Source organism: Glycomyces buryatensis, assembly GCF_004912275.1.
Classification (GTDB): Bacteria; Actinomycetota; Actinomycetes; order Mycobacteriales; family Micromonosporaceae; genus Glycomyces; species Glycomyces buryatensis.
Genome location: NZ_STGY01000010.1, coordinates 15,171 through 30,429 on the forward strand (window position 1 = coordinate 15,171; position 15,259 = coordinate 30,429).

At 69.1% G+C, this 15,259-nt stretch carries 13 protein-coding genes and 1 tRNA gene; 9 read left to right on the plus strand and 5 right to left on the minus strand.

Features of this window, described 5'->3' with window-relative positions:
• On the minus strand, window positions 1–2,658 hold the full coding sequence (locus tag FAB82_RS03655) for a CHAT domain-containing protein (RefSeq protein WP_168801398.1): 2,658 nt from the start codon (window positions 2,656–2,658) through the stop codon (window positions 1–3).
• Between the two features lie 331 nt (window positions 2,659–2,989).
• Between FAB82_RS03655 and rplM the strand changes: the two genes are divergently transcribed.
• The 7 genes from rplM to FAB82_RS03690 all read left to right on the plus strand — a co-directional run bounded on the left by rplM (window position 2,990) and on the right by FAB82_RS03690 (window position 8,253).
• Complete coding sequence (gene rplM, locus FAB82_RS03660; protein ID WP_136533192.1) at window positions 2,990–3,433, plus strand: 50S ribosomal protein L13; 444 nt, start codon at window positions 2,990–2,992, stop codon at window positions 3,431–3,433.
• A 27-nt stretch (window positions 3,434–3,460) separates the two neighbouring features.
• Window positions 3,461–4,120 carry a 30S ribosomal protein S9 gene (gene rpsI, locus FAB82_RS28520; RefSeq protein WP_136533193.1) on the plus strand — a complete coding sequence of 220 codons (660 nt, stop codon included), beginning with the start codon at window positions 3,461–3,463 and terminating at the stop codon, window positions 4,118–4,120.
• A 178-nt stretch (window positions 4,121–4,298) separates the two neighbouring features.
• Window positions 4,299–5,630, plus strand: coding sequence for a phosphoglucosamine mutase (gene glmM, locus FAB82_RS03670; RefSeq protein WP_136533194.1), 1,332 nt, complete (start codon window positions 4,299–4,301; stop codon window positions 5,628–5,630).
• Between the two features lie 148 nt (window positions 5,631–5,778).
• The gene (locus FAB82_RS27410; RefSeq protein WP_211116352.1) at window positions 5,779–6,672 is read left to right on the plus strand and encodes a LemA family protein; all 894 of its coding nucleotides are present in this window, start codon (window positions 5,779–5,781) and stop codon (window positions 6,670–6,672) included.
• Between the two features lie 85 nt (window positions 6,673–6,757).
• Window positions 6,758–7,405 carry a hypothetical protein gene (locus tag FAB82_RS03680; protein WP_136533195.1) on the plus strand — a complete coding sequence of 216 codons (648 nt, stop codon included), beginning with the start codon at window positions 6,758–6,760 and terminating at the stop codon, window positions 7,403–7,405.
• A 79-nt stretch (window positions 7,406–7,484) separates the two neighbouring features.
• Window positions 7,485–8,147, plus strand: coding sequence for a hypothetical protein (locus FAB82_RS03685; protein ID WP_136533196.1), 663 nt, complete (start codon window positions 7,485–7,487; stop codon window positions 8,145–8,147).
• A 34-nt stretch (window positions 8,148–8,181) separates the two neighbouring features.
• Window positions 8,182–8,253, plus strand: a tRNA-Gln gene (locus FAB82_RS03690).
• A 13-nt stretch (window positions 8,254–8,266) separates the two neighbouring features.
• Here FAB82_RS03690 and FAB82_RS03695 read toward each other — a convergent pair.
• The 4 genes from FAB82_RS03695 to FAB82_RS03710 form a co-directional block, all read right to left on the minus strand.
• Complete coding sequence (locus FAB82_RS03695) at window positions 8,267–9,358, minus strand: ROK family protein (RefSeq protein WP_136533197.1); 1,092 nt, start codon at window positions 9,356–9,358, stop codon at window positions 8,267–8,269.
• Between the two features lie 3 nt (window positions 9,359–9,361).
• A complete protein-coding gene (locus FAB82_RS03700; protein ID WP_136533286.1) occupies window positions 9,362–10,573 on the minus strand; it encodes a sugar ABC transporter permease in 1,212 nt (403 codons plus the stop codon).
• Between the two features lie 74 nt (window positions 10,574–10,647).
• On the minus strand, window positions 10,648–11,412 hold the full coding sequence (locus FAB82_RS03705) for an ATP-binding cassette domain-containing protein (protein ID WP_211116353.1): 765 nt from the start codon (window positions 11,410–11,412) through the stop codon (window positions 10,648–10,650).
• An 8-nt stretch (window positions 11,413–11,420) separates the two neighbouring features.
• Entirely contained in the window at window positions 11,421–12,521 is a 1,101-nt protein-coding gene (locus FAB82_RS03710) for a sugar ABC transporter substrate-binding protein (RefSeq protein ID WP_246039433.1), read from the minus strand.
• Between the two features lie 165 nt (window positions 12,522–12,686).
• Between FAB82_RS03710 and glmU the strand changes: the two genes are divergently transcribed.
• Both glmU and FAB82_RS03720 read left to right on the plus strand, forming a co-directional pair.
• Window positions 12,687–14,126 (plus strand): bifunctional UDP-N-acetylglucosamine diphosphorylase/glucosamine-1-phosphate N-acetyltransferase GlmU, encoded by a 1,440-nt coding sequence (glmU, locus tag FAB82_RS03715; RefSeq protein WP_136533198.1) that lies wholly within the window; start codon window positions 12,687–12,689, stop codon window positions 14,124–14,126.
• Window positions 14,127–14,225: 99 nt separating this feature from the next.
• The gene (locus FAB82_RS03720; RefSeq protein WP_136533199.1) at window positions 14,226–15,209 is read left to right on the plus strand and encodes a ribose-phosphate diphosphokinase; all 984 of its coding nucleotides are present in this window, start codon (window positions 14,226–14,228) and stop codon (window positions 15,207–15,209) included.
• Window positions 15,210–15,259 lie beyond the last annotated feature (50 nt).

A 15,259-nucleotide genomic window follows, 5' to 3' on the forward strand; every position in this document is an offset into this window, starting at 1 on the left:
TCACCTGCCGAAGAGGACGTGGGAGGCCCACACCGCCGGCTCGCCCGGCCGCTCGTCGCGCATCTGGCGCAACGCGCCGTGCAGTGCGACCGCGCTGGACTCGCCTTGGACCGCGCGCTTATAGAACCGCTCGGCGATCGAGCGCGCGGCCTGGTCCTGGACCGGCCACAGCGTCCCCACCACCTGGCGGTAGCCCGCGAGCTGGAACGCGCCGGCGAGGTGGACCGCCTCGTCGGCCAGTTCCGGGGCCGACTGCGCGGTGTCACAGGCCGACAGGAACGCCAGTTCGGCGCCCTGGGACCACTTGGCCGCGATGTCGCCGATGGACAGCGGCCGCCCGTTCGCATCGTGCAGCATCAGGCCGCCGGTGCTGGAGCCGCCGTGCGGATAGACCGCGTGGCACGCGAAGTGAGCCCAGTCGTGGCTCGGCAGTGCGGCCAGGACCTCCCGGCGGACGGCCCGCTCCCCGGTGAGGGTCAGCGAGCCCGGAAGGATCTTGCCCAGCGACCGCACCTCCTTGACCACCCCGGGCAGCAGCGGGAGCGGGGCGGCGTTCTCGGCGGCCACCAGCAGCGCCTTCGGCGCCCTGCCGCCGCGATTCGTTCCACCAGCGTGGACGGTGAGGCTGCGGGCGGTCGGGGCGTACGAGGAGACGACCCGGTCCAGCACCGCGACGGGCCCGCCGGCCGCGTGAATCGGCAGGAACGCCAAACCCCTGGTCGGAATCCAATGCACCGTCGGCCAGTCGTCATAAGACTCGTCCGAGTCCGAACCGCCCCCGCCGCCCCGATCTCCAGGCGCTTCCCGCGCCTCCAGCAGACCCAGCTCGGCCAGGACCGGTTCCGCCAACTCCTCCCACAGCCACCGGCGCGTGTCCGCCACCGCCAGCGCCGCGTCCCGCATCGGCGACACGACTTCCCGGCGGAACGCGTTCGCCCTCCGCTGCACCTCGTTGGGCCCCAGACCGGGCAGATCCACCACCTTCAACTCGCCCGCCACGAGGCACAGGGCATGGCTGCCGAGCAAACTGACATTGATCCACACCACCGGACCCAGCCCCCGCAGCTCCCGGGCGAGCGAGGACCACCCCGGCGTCCGCAGGAAGTCCTCGAACCCGACGAGTGCGCGGACCTCCTCCACCAGCTCGTCCCAGCGCCGCGACAGGCGGTGGCGGTCGGTTCCCGGACGAGGATTCGGCGAGTCCAATGCCTCTCTTGCCGCTTCGAGCTCGTCGGCCATCCGCGGATGCGCCCCACGGAGCACGTCGAGGTCGCTGCGGAGGTTGAAGACCCGCGACAGCAGGGTCCCGCGACCGCCTTCGAGCAGCTCGACCGCCCGCTCGGGGCGTCCGGCGGCGACCGCGCACGCGGCGGCGTCGGAGACGAACCCGTTGATCTCGCCGAGCGCGCGTTCCTGGTCGGCCCGTGAGATCCGCTGGGAGGCGAGCCGGGGGAGCAGCTCGCTCACTTCCTCGAAACGCTCCAGCGCCTCCTGCGGCGACCGCACCACCGCATGGGCGGCCCACTGCTTGCCGTAGTGGATGCGTTGGCTGGTCGGAAGGTTCGGGCTGCGCCAGGCCTCGGCGCGATTGCGCTCGGCGCGGCGCAGACGCATCGGGCTCCTGCGATGGTTGAGCGCCAACACGCTGTCCGCCCACCCCTCGAGGCCGAGCGCCACAGAGCCGAACGCGGTGCCTCGCCCCACGAGCGCCACCTGACGGGCGGTGCGGATCACCTCCTTGAGGTGCTTCGGCTGCGGATCGATGCGGTACTGCTCGATGGCGACCTCGGCCAGTTGGAGCATTCGCATGGCGCGGGCGGAGTCGCGCTTCGGGGTGAAGGCGACGGCGGCGCGGGAGGCCTTGCGGGCGGCGTCGAGGTCGACCGCCCACCCCCGCTGTCGGTGCCGGGCGACCAGCGCCACGCTCAGGTTCGACTGGAACCGCGCGTGCAGCGGGTAGGCCGGCCGGGTGAGGTCGACGGCGTGCCGGGTCAGCTCGACCGCCTTGTCCGCGTCGTAGCCGGTCAGTACGTACGCCAGCCCGAGGTTCGAGGCCCGGCCGGCGAACTGGGCCGTCCCCTGCTCGGTCGCCCCGAGTGCTTCGCGGTACCGCTTCAGCGCCTCCTGGAGCGACTCGTAGTCGCCGTACTGGCGGAACCGGGCTTCGAGGATGCCGCCGAGGCGGTCGATCCGGTCGAGGTAGTGCGGGTCCGATTCGCCGGTGACGTCGAGCGCCTTGCGGAGGTGGCGCAGCGCGGTGTCGAGGTCGTCGCCGGACCGCAGGGACTGCCAGCGCAGGAGGTGGATCCCGGCCAGGTCCGACCGGATCATGGGGATCCGGGACTTGTCGCCGGCGCCGCGCTCGTGCAGCGCGAGGCTGCGTTCGAGGCAGTCGGCGGCCTCGTCCAGGTCGCCTGGCACGGCGAGTCGTTCGTAGCGGGTCCACAGCACCATGGCGCGCGCGGCGAGGGCATCAGGCAGTACGGCGGGGCCCGCCTGATCCAGGTACACGGCCGATTGGGCTTCGGCCGAGACGAGCGCGGCCATGTCGCCGGTCGCCTCGTGCACCTGGATCAGGCGCATGATCGAATCGTGCTGCTGCGCGCTGAGAACGTGTTCGAGCGCGGCGAGCGGATCTGCGGGGTCGTTCCGTGCCATGGATGCTCCTAGGGGGCGGAACGGGCATTCAGCGACAATCATCCCATGCGCAGCCGACTCGCGCCGCCCCGCGAGTCTCCGTGAACCGCATCGCCGCCGGCGTGGCCTGCGACCCCGGACCGGGGCTGTATCCGAGGTCACGGCGGCCGCCTTCGGTGCCTCCGCCACGACCGCGTAAAGTTAGTGCCTGTTGTTCGAGTGCTCTCATCACGAGGCGCTGTCCAACGAATCCCGCCCGCACGGCCGCTCCGCGGCCCGGAGGGATTCAGGCGGCTCCGCGAAACATCTGCGGGGTTCGTTCCACACCGACAACGAAAGCTAGGTAAAGACTGTGCGCACGTACAGCCCTAAGCCGGGTGACATCGACCCGCAGTGGCTCGTGATCGACGCGTCCGACGTGGTGTTGGGTCGGCTCGCGACGCACGCGGCCCAATTGCTCCGAGGCAAGCACAAGCCCACCTTCGCGCCGAACACCGACAATGGCGACTACGTCATCGTCATCAACGCCGAGAAGGTCGTGCTGACCCGGGACAAGCTCCAGACCAAGAAGGCCTACCGGCACTCCGGTTACCCGGGCGGTCTCAAGGAGAAGACATACGCGGAGCTCATGGAAAAGGCCCCGCACAAGGTCGTCGAGAAGGCCGTCCTCGGCATGCTGCCGAAGAACAAGCTCGGTCGCGCCGTCTACAAGAAGCTGAAGGTCTACGTGGGTCCTGGCCACCCGCACGCCGCCCAGCAGCCGAAGCCGTACGAGATCACGAAGATCGCGCAGTAGGCGCGGGCGGAATAGGAGCAACCACTCATGAGCGAAGAAAACCAGGTCCCCGAGACCACCGAGACCGAAGCCGTCGAGGCTGTGGAAGCCGAAGCCCCGGAGGCCGTCGAAGCCCCCGAGGCCGAAGTCGAGGCCGCCGCTGAGGTCGTCGACGAAGCCCCCGAGGCCGTCGAGACCCCCGCCGCTGAAGCCGTCGAGACCCCGGCCGAGGCGCCTGTCGACGTCCCCGTCGAGGTGCCCGAGGTTCCGGCCGACGTGGCCGCGGCCCCGTCCGTGCCCAGCATCCCGACCATCCCGTCCGACCGCCCGATCCAGACCGTGGGCCGCCGCAAGCGCGCCATCGCCCGCGTCCGCCTGGTCCCGGGCACCGGCAAGTACGTCGTCAACGGCAAGAGCCTCGAGGACTACTTCCCCAGCAAGGTCCACCAGCAGACCGTCGCGGAGCCCTTCGTGACCGTCGAAGCCGGTGACAACTTCGACGTCCTGGTCAACATCCACGGCGGCGGCGCCACCGGCCAGGCCGGCGCGCTGCGTCTGGGCATCGCCCGGGCCCTGCTCGAAGTCGACCCGAACATGCGCCCGGCCCTCAAGGCCGCCGGCTTCCTGACCCGCGACGCCCGCGAGAAGGAAAGCAAGAAGTACGGCCTCAAGAAGGCCCGCAAGGCGCCGCAGTACTCGAAGCGCTAGCACCGGTTCCCTCCTTCAGAGGGACGCGCTAGTCTGCACAAGCGACGGGGCTGCCGAGGACATCCTCGGCAGCCCCTTTTCTCTGCCACCGATCGCGCCGGGCCAGCCGTTGGCCCACGAGCTCCGCAGGGCCGGGCCCGCCGCCAGGCCGGAGAGCTTCGTCAAGAGGGGATACACCGTGTCACGACTGTTCGGTACCGACGGCGTTCGCGGGAGGGCCAACGCCGATCTCACGCCCGAGCTGGCGCTCAAGCTCAATATCGCGGCCGCACGCGTGCTCGGCCCCATCGACAGGCGCGCCGTCGCCGTCGTCGGCCGCGACCCGCGCGCCTCCGGCGAAATGCTCCAGGCCGCCTCCGCCGCCGGACTCGCCGCCGCCGGAGTCGAGGTCATCGACCTGGGCGTCCTACCCACCCCCGCCGTCGCGCACCTGACCGCCGTGACCGGCGCCGACTTCGGCGTCATGATCTCGGCCTCCCACAACCCCATGCCCGACAACGGCATCAAATTCTTCTCCGGCGGCGGCCGCAAGCTCCCCGACGAGGTCGAGGACGCGATCGAGCGCGCCATGGACGAACCCCGGCCCCTGCCGCAAGGCGCCGACGTCGGACGCATCATCCACTCCGTCGACCCCGTCGAGACCTACATCCAACACCTGGTCGCGGTGTGCCCCAGCCCGATCAACGGCCTGAAAGTCGTGGTCGACCCCGCCAACGGGGCCGCCGCCAACGCCGCCCCCGAGGCCCTGCGCCGGGCCGGCGCCGAGGTCATCGCCATCAACAACGACCCCGACGGCCTCAATATCAACGACAACTGCGGCTCTACCCACATGGACGGCCTGCGCGCCGCCGTCGTCGAACACGGAGCCGACGCCGGCATCGCCCTCGACGGCGACGCCGACCGCTGCCTCGCCGTCGACGCCAAGGGAAACATCGTGGACGGCGACGCCATCATGGCGATCCTCGCGCTGGCGATGCGCGACGCCGGACAGCTCCGCAGTGAGACTCTCGTCACCACCGTCATGAGCAATCTCGGTCTGCACCAGGCGATGGGCAGGGCCGGCATCAAGCTGGAGACCACCAAGGTCGGCGACCGCTACGTCCTCGAACGCCTCGCCGAGGGCGACTTCTCGCTCGGCGGCGAGCAGTCCGGGCACATCATCATGTCCGACCACGGCACCACCGGCGACGGCTCGCTGACGGCGATCATGCTGCTGTCCCGCATGGCCGCGACCGGGAAGAGCCTGGCCGAACTGGCCTCGGTGTTCACCCCGGCCCCGCAGGTCCTCATCAATGTCCGCGTCGCCGACAAGTCCGTCATTCACGCCGAGTCGGTCAAGTCCGCCGTCGCCGAATGGCAGCGCAAGCTCGGCGCCGACGGCCGCATCCTGCTGCGTCCGTCCGGCACCGAACCGCTGGTGCGGGTCATGGTCGAGGCCCCCGAGGAACCGGTCGCGAATTCGGTTGCGGCCGAACTGGCCTCGGTCGTGGAGAACGCACTGATCGTCTGATCTGAACCATTGGAAATGCCCCCGCGCGATATTCGCGCGGGGGCATTCTCAAATTCCGGAACGGTGCCGTTGCCGCGCCTATCCGCTTCGCGTGACGGGCTCTGTGCGGTGCCCTCGTTGTGGCGTAGATGCACTAAGCTCTCGTTTCATGACCGGACTTATCGTGACCCTTGTCGTCCTGGTGCTGATCGCCCTCATCTTCGTGATCTGGATGATGAGCGGGAAGAACAAGCTCGTGCGGCTGCGCAACATCACCCAGGAGTCGTGGGCGCAGATCGACGTCGAACTCCAGCGCCGCTACGACCTCCTCGACAACCTGATGTACGTGGTGCAGCAGGCCGCCGGTTCCGAGAGCGCCGCCCTCCAGCAGGTGGCCGCCGCTCGCGCCGGCGCGATGCAGGTCCGTCAGGACCCCAACGCAGGCCACGCCGCCCAGGGCGCGGCCGAAGGCCAGCTCGGAAGCGCCGTCCGCGGTGTGATCCACATGCAGGAGCAGTACCCGACGCTGAAGACCAACCAGAACTTCCTGCAACTCCAGGCCGAGATCACCGAGACGGAGAACCGCATCGCGGCTCCGCGCCGGTTCTACAACGCCAACGTGCGCGAGTACAACACCGCGTTGCAGGTGTTCCCCACGAGCATGTCCGCCAAGGCGAACGGGTTCCAGCCCGAGGAGTACTTCGAGCTCGACACCCCCGAGGCCCGCGTCGCGCCGAAGCTGCGCAACATGGGAGGCGGTCCGGCCCCCGCGCAGCCGCAGCCCGGTTACGGTCAACCGCAGCAGCAGCTTCCCCCGCAGCCGGCCCCCGGCCAGCTGCCCCCCGCCGCGCCGCCGCAGCAACATCCCGGTTACGCGCCTCAGCAGCCCGGTTACGGCCAGCCTGCCCCCCAACCCGGTTACGGCCAGCAGCAGCCGCAGCAACATCCCGGCTACGCACCCCAGCAGCCCGGTTACGGCCAGCCGCCGCAGCAGCCGCAACAGCCCCAGCAGCCCGGATACGGGCAGCAGCCGGGCTACGGCCAGCAGCCCTACGGCCGGTAGGAAGGCGCCAGCTCGGAGCCTTTGACCTGTCCTGCCCTTCTCCGTTCCCCCCGACAAAACTGCCCACCCTTGAAGGAACACCCCAGTGGAAATTCTGATCTGGATTCTGTGCGGCCTGGCCGCAGCCGCGATCGCCTATTTCGCCTGGCGCCACCGCCAGAAGAAGATCGCCGAGTACCGCGCCTGGGCCGCCCAGTACGGCTTCCACTACGAACCGAGCGACAACTCGGTCGTAGGACTGTCCACCGAGGAGCCGTTCAACGTCGGCCACTCCCGCAAGGGCATCGACGTCTTCCGGGGCATGTACAAGAACCTCCACATCGTGTTCTTCCAGTACAGCTACACGACCGGCTCGGGCAAGGAGCGCAAGACGTTCCACAACCAGGTCGTCGCGATCGGCCTGCCGACGGCCCGGCCGCTGCTGGACATCAGCCAGGAGAACTTCCTGACCAAGCGGTTCTCCAAGGACATCGAGTTCGAGAACCAGCGGTTCAACGACATCTTCCGCGTCAAGGGGCCGAACCGACGCTTCGCATTCGACGTGGTCCACGCCAGGACGATGGAGTGGATGCTCTCCGATCAGCGCGCCCAGTCCTACCGCTGGCGCTTCGAGGGACCGTGGCTGATGACGTTCCGGTCCGGGGGCCTCAAGCTCGAAGAGGTCTTCTTCTACGCGGACTTCCTCATCGACATCCACGCGCAGGTGCCGCAGCACGTGTGGTCGAACCAGTAGGCGAATAACCCGGTTTGAACCGGCCCGGCGCTCCGTAGGAGGGTCGGGCCTTCGGCATATCACACACAACATAGGAGGAATGGTGGAACTCTCCGACTTCGCACCGCTGTGCCTGCTGCTGCCGTTCGTCATCGGCGGCACCCTGATCTACATCACCTTCCGCCGCAAGGCGAGACGCGCCGCCAAGGCCCGCGCCTGGGCGGAGCGGCACGGTTTCGCCTATCGCGAGTTCGACGGCGGCCTGCTGGAGCTGGTGAGCTTCGACCCGTTCGACAAGAACAGGGGCCGGCGGGTCCAGAACGTCTTGCGCGGCGAGCACCGTGGAGAACCCGTGCTGATCTTCGAGTACGAGGAAGGCCAGGGGAACGAGAAGCGGAAGTACCGCCGCTGGCAGGTGGTCGCGGTGCCCCTGCCGAAGCCCGTTCCGATGCTCGACGTCGCCGAGGAGACGAAGGCGACGCGGGCGCTGGTGAAGGACATCGAGTTCGAGAACCAGGCCTTCAACGACCGGTTCCGGATTCGCTCGACCGACCGCCGCTTCGCATTCGACGTGGTGCATGCCCGCACGATGGAGTGGATGCTCACCGACCCGCGCGTTCGGGAGCTCGGGTGGCGGTTCGCAGAGTCGTGGCTCATGACCTTCCGCGAAGGCGAGGCGGACCACGACGAGCGGTTGGCGCGCGTGGACGTTCTCCGCAAGATCCGGGCCCAGGTGCCCCCGCACGTGTGGTCGGACTCCTAGCGCTATCCTTGTTCCGGCCGCCGAGTGCGGCCATTGGCCCGTGGTGTAATCGGCAACACTACTGATTTTGGTTCAGTTATTCCAGGTTCGAGTCCTGGCGGGCCAGCGTTTACTCAGGTTCAGCGCATCTCGTCGATGATCGCTTCGAAGCCCGTTTCGGCCGCGCCGATCAGCGGGCCCTCCGCTCCCAGTGCCGGTGTTCGCAGGCGCAATCCCGATCGCAGTTGCGGGAGCGTCGTCTCCGCCAGCGCCGAGCGCACCGCCGCCGCCGACGACAGGTACAGCTCGCGCAGCCAACCGCCGAACAGGATCTCGTCCGGGCCCACCGCCGTCACCACCGCGCCCAGGGCCCTTCCCAGGTACTGGCCCGAACGCCGCAGCGCCTCGCGTGCCTTCGTATCGCCCAGGTCGGCCGCGACGGTCGTCGTCTCGATCGCCTCCGTGAAGCCGAACGCGCCCATCTCCGCCTCCAGGCACCCGCGCATTCCGCACCGGCATTCCCGCCCGCCCGGTTCGACCACGATGTGCCCCAACTGGATCGAACTGCCTGGCCGGGCCCGGCCCTCGACCGCTATGCCGGCCGTCAGGCCCCGCCCGCCGTGCAGGTACATGAGATTGCGGGCCTCGCCAGCGTCGCCGCGCGACCATTCGCCGACCGCTCCCGCGGTGGCCGCATCGGTCACCCGCCACTTCCGGCCCGTCGCCTCCGCCAGCGCCGCACCGAGGTCGGTGCCGTCCCATCCGAGTTCGCTCGAATGCCCGACGACCCCGCCCGAGACCAGGCCCGGCACTGCCGCCACCGCCTCGGCGACCTCCGCGCCGTCCAGCAGTGACGCCGTCGCGGCGGCGGCCGCGTCCGCGCCGGCACTCGCCTCCAGTGGCAGCTCGCCGCGGTCCAAGACCTCACCACCGAGTCCGGTCAGCGCGAACCGCACCCGATCGAATCGCAGCTCCACGGCCGCGACCGACACCGATTTCGCGACACACTCCACGAGGGTCGAGGGACGGCCGGCCGAACCGGTCGACCGTCCCGTCGTCTCCTGGAGGTGACCCGACTCCGACAGGTCCGCCGCCAGGCCCCCGATCGTCGACCGGTTGAGGCCCAGGGCTTCGGTCAGTTCGGCCCGCGTCTGGGGCCCGTGGCGGTGCAGCTGTTCGAGCAGAGCGGCGCGATTGCGCCGCCGCAACTCCTCGGTCGCCGGCCGGGCCACCGGTCAGTGCCTGCCGAAGATCGCGCCCCGGCCGCGGGAGGCGGCGTCGACGCCGGCCGCGAGCAGCAGCACGGCCCCCGTCACGCCGAAACGGACGCCTGCGCTCAGGCCCATCAGGCCCATGCCGTTGTTGATGATCGCCACTACCGCACCTCCAAGCAGCGCCGCCCTCACGGTCCCCTTGCCTCCGAAGAGGCTAGCACCGCCGATGACGGCGGCTCCGACCGAAAGCAGGAGCACATTGGATCCGCCGGTGTTCGGATCGACCGAGGCCGCCCGCGAGGCCGCGACCACGCCGCCGACCGCCGCCATTCCGGAGCAGATGACGAACGCGGCGATGCGCACCCGGTCCACGTTCACGCCCGCCCGCACGGCCGCCTCCCGGTTTCCGCCCACCGCATAGAGGTGGCGTCCGAACCTGGTGCGGTGCAAGATGAACGACCAGATCGTGAACAGCACGCCCAGGATCACCACGACCACCGGCACCCCGGTGAGCGAGATGATCTGCGGGTTGGCCGACCGCTCTAGGTTCAGCAGGAACACCGTCCCGCTCAGCAGTGCGGCGAGCGCCGCGATCCGCGCCACCACCACCGCCAGGGGCTCGTGGACCAGTGCACGGCCGATTCGGCGCCTCCACCGCGACACCTGCACCGCCCCGTACCCGGCGATGGTGATCGCTAGCAGCGTCCACCCCTGCCAGCGCTCCAGGTTCCCGCCCGCGATCGCCTTGACGGTCGCGTCGTGGATGGTGATGTTGGTGCCCTCCTTGAGGATGATGAGTGCGATTCCCTGGAAGGCCAGGAACGCCGCGAGCGTCACCACGAACGAGGGAATCCCGAGCTTCACCACCAGCGCGCCCAGCGTCAGGCCGATGATCGTGCCGGTGACCAGGGCCGCCCCGATGGCCAGCGGCCACGACAGGCCCAGGTCGGTCAGGATCACCGCCATGATCGCCGCGCACACCCCGGAGGCGAATCCGGCCGACAGGTCGATCTCGCCGATGATCAGGACGAACACCAGCCCCATCGCGATGCAGACGACCGCCGCGCCCTGCCCGAACAGGTTGGCGAGGTTCCCCACCGAGAAGAACACAGGCTTGGCCATGCCGAAGAACAGGCACAGCGCCACGATCCCGGCCACGGCCGGGAGCGCCCCGACCTCTCCGGACCGCACGTTCGCGAGATAGCCGCGGACATGGGCGACCACGGCGCCCATCGGATCGGGAGCGCCGGGGGCGGCGGTCGCATCGGCCGGTTCTGACGCGTCGTGGAGTGTTTCGAGGTTCTCGCTCACGTCCGGGCTCCGTTCGTGTCGGTGAGCCCCAGCGAGCCGGACCGGCCGCTGGTAATGAGCTCGACCACCTGCGACTGGGTGGTGTCGGCCGCGTCGAGCACGGCCGCCATGCGCCCCAGGTAGAGGGCGGCGATCCGGTCGGCGACGGCGAAGACGTCGTTGAGGTTGTGGCTGATGTAGAGGACGGCCAGGCCCTGATCGGCGAGGCGGCGGATGAGTTCGAGGACCTGCCGGGTCTGGGCGACCCCGAGCGCCGCGGTCGGCTCGTCCAGGATGACCAGCCGTGAGTTCCACAGCACCGCCTTGGCGATGGCGACGGTCTGGCGCTGTCCGCCGGAGAGGCTGGCGACGTTCTGGCGGAGGTTGCGGATGGTGCGCACGGCGAGCGAGTCGAGGGTTTCGGCGGCGAGCTGTTCCATGCTGTCGTCGTCGAGGACGATGCCGCGGCGCCGCTCGCGTCCGAGGAAGAGGTTCTCGACGATGTCGAGGTTGTCGCACAGGGCCAGGTCCTGGTAGACGATCTCGATGCCGAGGGCGGCGGCGTCGCGGGGGCCGGAGATGTCGCGGACTTCGCCTTCGACGGCGATGGAGCCGCCGTCGATGGCGTGGATGCCCGCGACGCATTTGACGAGGGTGGACTTGCCGGCCCCGTTGTCGCCGACGAGGGCACAGACCTCGCCGGCGTCAATGGAGAGGTCGACCTCGGAGAGGACTTCGACGGGGCCGAAGCGCTTCGAGACGCCTGTGAGTTCGAGCAGCACGGTCGGCCCTACCCGATGCCGTGCTCTTCGCAGGCGGCGGCGTAGTCGCCGGCGCACAGCTCGACCGGGTCGACGAAGCCGTCGTCGACGACGTCCTGGATGTTGTCGATGGTGATGGCGACGGGGTCGAGGAGGACGGCGGGCACGTCGGCCTCGGTGACCGGGTCGGTGACGGTGGCGTCGGTGGTGGGCTTGTCGCCGCTGGTGAGCGCGACGGCGAGGTCGGCGGCGGCGTTGGCCTCCTCCTCGATGGCCTTGTAGACGGTCATGCACTGGTCGCCGGCGAGGATGTTCTGCAGGCCCTGGAGGGTGGCGTCCTGGCCGGTGACCTGGACGGTCCCGTTGAGGCCGTTGCGTTCGAGGACGGTGATGACCGCGTGGGCGAGGCCGTCGTTGGCGGCGAGGACGCCGTCGATCTCGGCGCCGGAGTCGGTGAGCATCTGGTCGAAGATGGTGCCGCCCTGGGCGTTGTCCCAGTCGGGCACCCATTCGTCGGCGCTCTTGGTGAAGTCGCCGGATTCGTAGAGCGGGTCGAGGACCGAGTCGTAGCCGGTCTTGAACAGGGTGGCGTTGTTGTCGGTGGGGGAACCGTTGAGCTCGGCAACGAGCGGGTTGTCGACGCCTTCGAGGCACGAGACGAGGGTCTCGCCCTGGAGGCGGCCGACGGCCTCGTTGTCGAAGCTGACGTAGTAGTCGGCCCCGCCGCCTTCGGTGAGGCGGTCGTAGTCGATGGTGGCCACGCCCTGGGACTTGGCGCTCTCGATGACGGCGGCGCCGGTTCCGGAGTCGAGGTTGACGGTCAGGAGGACGTCGATGCCGCCGGTGAGCATCTGGTCGGCGATCGTCTGGAAGTCTTCCTTGCTGCCCTGGGCGTTCTGGATGTCGTAGTCGACGCCGGCGGCCTCGAAGGCGGCTTGCAGGTAGACGCGGTCGGCGGTCTCCCACCGGTCCGAGGAGGCGGAGTCGGGGAGGATGACCCCGATCTTCGGGGTCTCGCCTCCGCCGCCGCTGTCGTCGTCGCCGCAGGCGACGAGGGTGAAGGTGAGGGCGGCGGCGCCGGCCGCCGCGAAAGCGGTTCTGAGGATGCGTGTCGTTCTGGGGTAGAGCACGAGAGGTACCTCCGATATTTGTTGCTGTCAGCAACATATGACAAGTGATGTACGTCGCACAAGTATCGGAGTGATGAGTACAGCGCTTACCTCGTAACGATTCGGTAATGAACCGGCCCGGGCCGTCCTCGTTCACCCTCTCGTCACGGACTAGCATTGCCCATCATGAGCAGTGAGCGTTCGGCGATCATCCTGGCTGCGGGCCTAGGCACTCGCATGAAATCCACCAAACCCAAGATGCTCCACGAGCTGTTGGGCAGGCCGCTTCTGGGACACGTCCTCAAGGCCACCAAGGCGATCCGCCCCGACCGGCGCATTGTCGTCATCGGTGCGGCGGCCGACCAGGTCACCGCCTACCTGGACGAGTACGCCCCCGATGCCGAGACGGTCTTCCAGGCCGAGCAGCTCGGCACCGGCCACGCGGTGCGCATCGCGCTCGAGGCCACTCCCAGCCTGGTCGGGACCGTGCTGGTGGCGGCGGGGGACACGCCGCTGCTGCGCCCCGACACCCTCAATGAGCTGTTCGAGGTCCACGAGAAGGCCGGCAACTCCGCCACCGTCCTCACCGCCGTCGTCGACGACCCCCAGGGCCTAGGCCGAATCGTGCGCGACCATGACGGATCGGTCCTGCGCAATGTCGAGCACCGCGACGCGGATCCCGACGAACTGGCGATCCACGAGGTCAACTCCAGCATCTACGCCTTCGACGTGGCGGTCCTGCGCGAGCAGCTGACCAAGCTCACCACCGCCAACGACCAGGGCGAGGAGTACCTCACCGACGTCCTCGAACTCGCCCGCAACGCCGGGCACCAGATCGGCGCCGTCGTCGTGGACGACCCCACCGAGACCCTCGGCTGCAACGACCGGGCCCAGCTCGCCGGGCTCCGTCGCATCCTCCAGGGCCGCATCAACACCGAACTGATGAAGTCCGGCGTCACCCTCGAGGACCCCGAGACCACCTGGATCGACGCCACCGTCCAGGTCGCCCCCGACGTGCTCATCCACCCCGGATGCCAGCTCAAGGGCGCCACCGCCGTGGACTCGGGCGCCGAGATCGGCCCCGACACGACCCTGACCGACACCATCGTCGAGGCCGGCGCCCGCGTCATCCGCAGCCACGCCGACCAGGCCACCATCGGCAATGGCGCGACGGTCGGCCCGTTCGCCCACCTGCGCCCGGCCTCCAAGCTCGCCGAGGGCTCCAAGATCGGGGCGTTCGTGGAGACCAAGAACGTCGAAGTTGGTCCCGGCGCGAAGGCCAACCACCTCGCCTACCTCGGTGACGTCACCGTCGGCGCGAAGGCCAATATCGGCTGCGGCGTCGTCGTCGCCAACTATGACGGCGTGTCCAAGCACCACACCGACATCGGCGAGGGCGTCTTCATCGGCTGCAATTCGACCCTCGTCGCGCCCGTGAACGTGGGCGACGGCACCTACGTCGCCGCCGGATCGACCATCACCGAGGACGTGGCTCCCGGCCAGCTCGCCATCGCGCGAGGGCGCCAGGCGAACAAGGACGGCTGGGTTGCGGCGAATCGCCCCGGTACGTTCACCGACGAGGCCGCGAGGCGAGCAACGGTTGAGGACAGCGTTGCGGGAGAGTAACCGCACATTTAATACCCCCGTCGGTGCGCACCGGCTGTTCGCACAGGGGAGACTGGGAGCGTCGAGGTTCCGGTGACGACCTATGGGGGATCCATCGCCATGGCGAGCATGTCCGCTGTCAACTCCAAGATGCTCATGCTGTTCTCCGGGCGCGGTTACCCGGAACTGGCCGAGGAGATCGGCAAGCACCTCGGGGTCGCACCGACACCGATGAGCGCTTACTCCTTCGCCAACGGCGAGCTCTTCGTCCGATATCAAGAGTCCGTGCGCGGCTGCGACGCCTTCGTCGTCCAATCGATGCCCGCGCCGATCAACGAGTGGGTCATGGAGACCCTCATCATGATCGACGCGCTCAAGCGCGGCTCCGCGAAGCGCATCACCGTGGTGCTCCCGTTCTACCCTTACGCGCGTCAGGACAAGAAGCACCGCGGCCGCGAGCCCATTTCGGCCCGTCTCATGGCCGACATGCTCAAGACCGCCGGCGCCGACCGCATCCTCACTGTCGACCTGCACACCGCGCAGATCCAGGGCTTCTTCGACGGACCGGTGGACCACCTGTTCGCGATGGGCACCCTGGCCCGCTACGTCGAGGAGAAGTACGCCGACCGCCAGATGGCGATCGTCTCTCCCGACACCGGCCGGGTCCGCCTGGCCGAGCGCTGGTCCGACCGCCTCGGCGGCTGCCCGATCGCGTTCGTGCACAAGACCCGCGACCCGCTCAAGCCCAACCAGGTGGTCGCGCACAAGGTGGTCGGCGACGTCGAGGGCCGCACCTGCCTGCTCATCGACGACATGATCGACACGGCCGGGACGATCGTCTCGGCCGCGGAGATGCTCAAGCAGGCGGGCGTCGACGACATCGTCATCGCCACGACGCACGGGATCATGTCCGACCCGGCCGCCGAGCGGCTCGCCGCCGCCCCGGTCTCCGAGGTCATCGTCACCAATACGCTGCCGCTGCCGAAGCAGGTCGCCGAGCTCGACAAGATCACCGTACTGTCGATCGCACCGCTGGTCGCCAAGGCCATCTGGGAAGTCTTCAACGACGGCTCCGTCACCACGCTCTTCGGCGGCCTCTCCTAAATCACACATCGACGCCCGTGTCGATCGGCCCGCCCCAGCCGTAGTAGGCT

Excerpts from the sequence above, each read along its gene's own strand:
- FAB82_RS03655 (WP_168801398.1), bottom strand. The coding sequence starts at position 2,658 with ATGGCACGGAACGACCCCGCAGATCCGCTCGCCGCGCTCGAACACGTT.
- rpsI (WP_136533193.1), top strand. The coding sequence starts at position 3,461 with ATGAGCGAAGAAAACCAGGTCCCCGAGACCACCGAGACCGAAGCCGTC.
- FAB82_RS27410 (WP_211116352.1), top strand. The coding sequence starts at position 5,779 with ATGACCGGACTTATCGTGACCCTTGTCGTCCTGGTGCTGATCGCCCTC.
- FAB82_RS03685 (WP_136533196.1), top strand. The coding sequence starts at position 7,485 with ATGGTGGAACTCTCCGACTTCGCACCGCTGTGCCTGCTGCTGCCGTTC.
- FAB82_RS03700 (WP_136533286.1), bottom strand. The coding sequence starts at position 10,573 with ATGGGCGCCGTGGTCGCCCATGTCCGCGGCTATCTCGCGAACGTGCGG.
- glmU (WP_136533198.1), top strand. The coding sequence starts at position 12,687 with ATGAGCAGTGAGCGTTCGGCGATCATCCTGGCTGCGGGCCTAGGCACT.
- FAB82_RS03720 (WP_136533199.1), top strand. The coding sequence starts at position 14,226 with ATGGCGAGCATGTCCGCTGTCAACTCCAAGATGCTCATGCTGTTCTCC.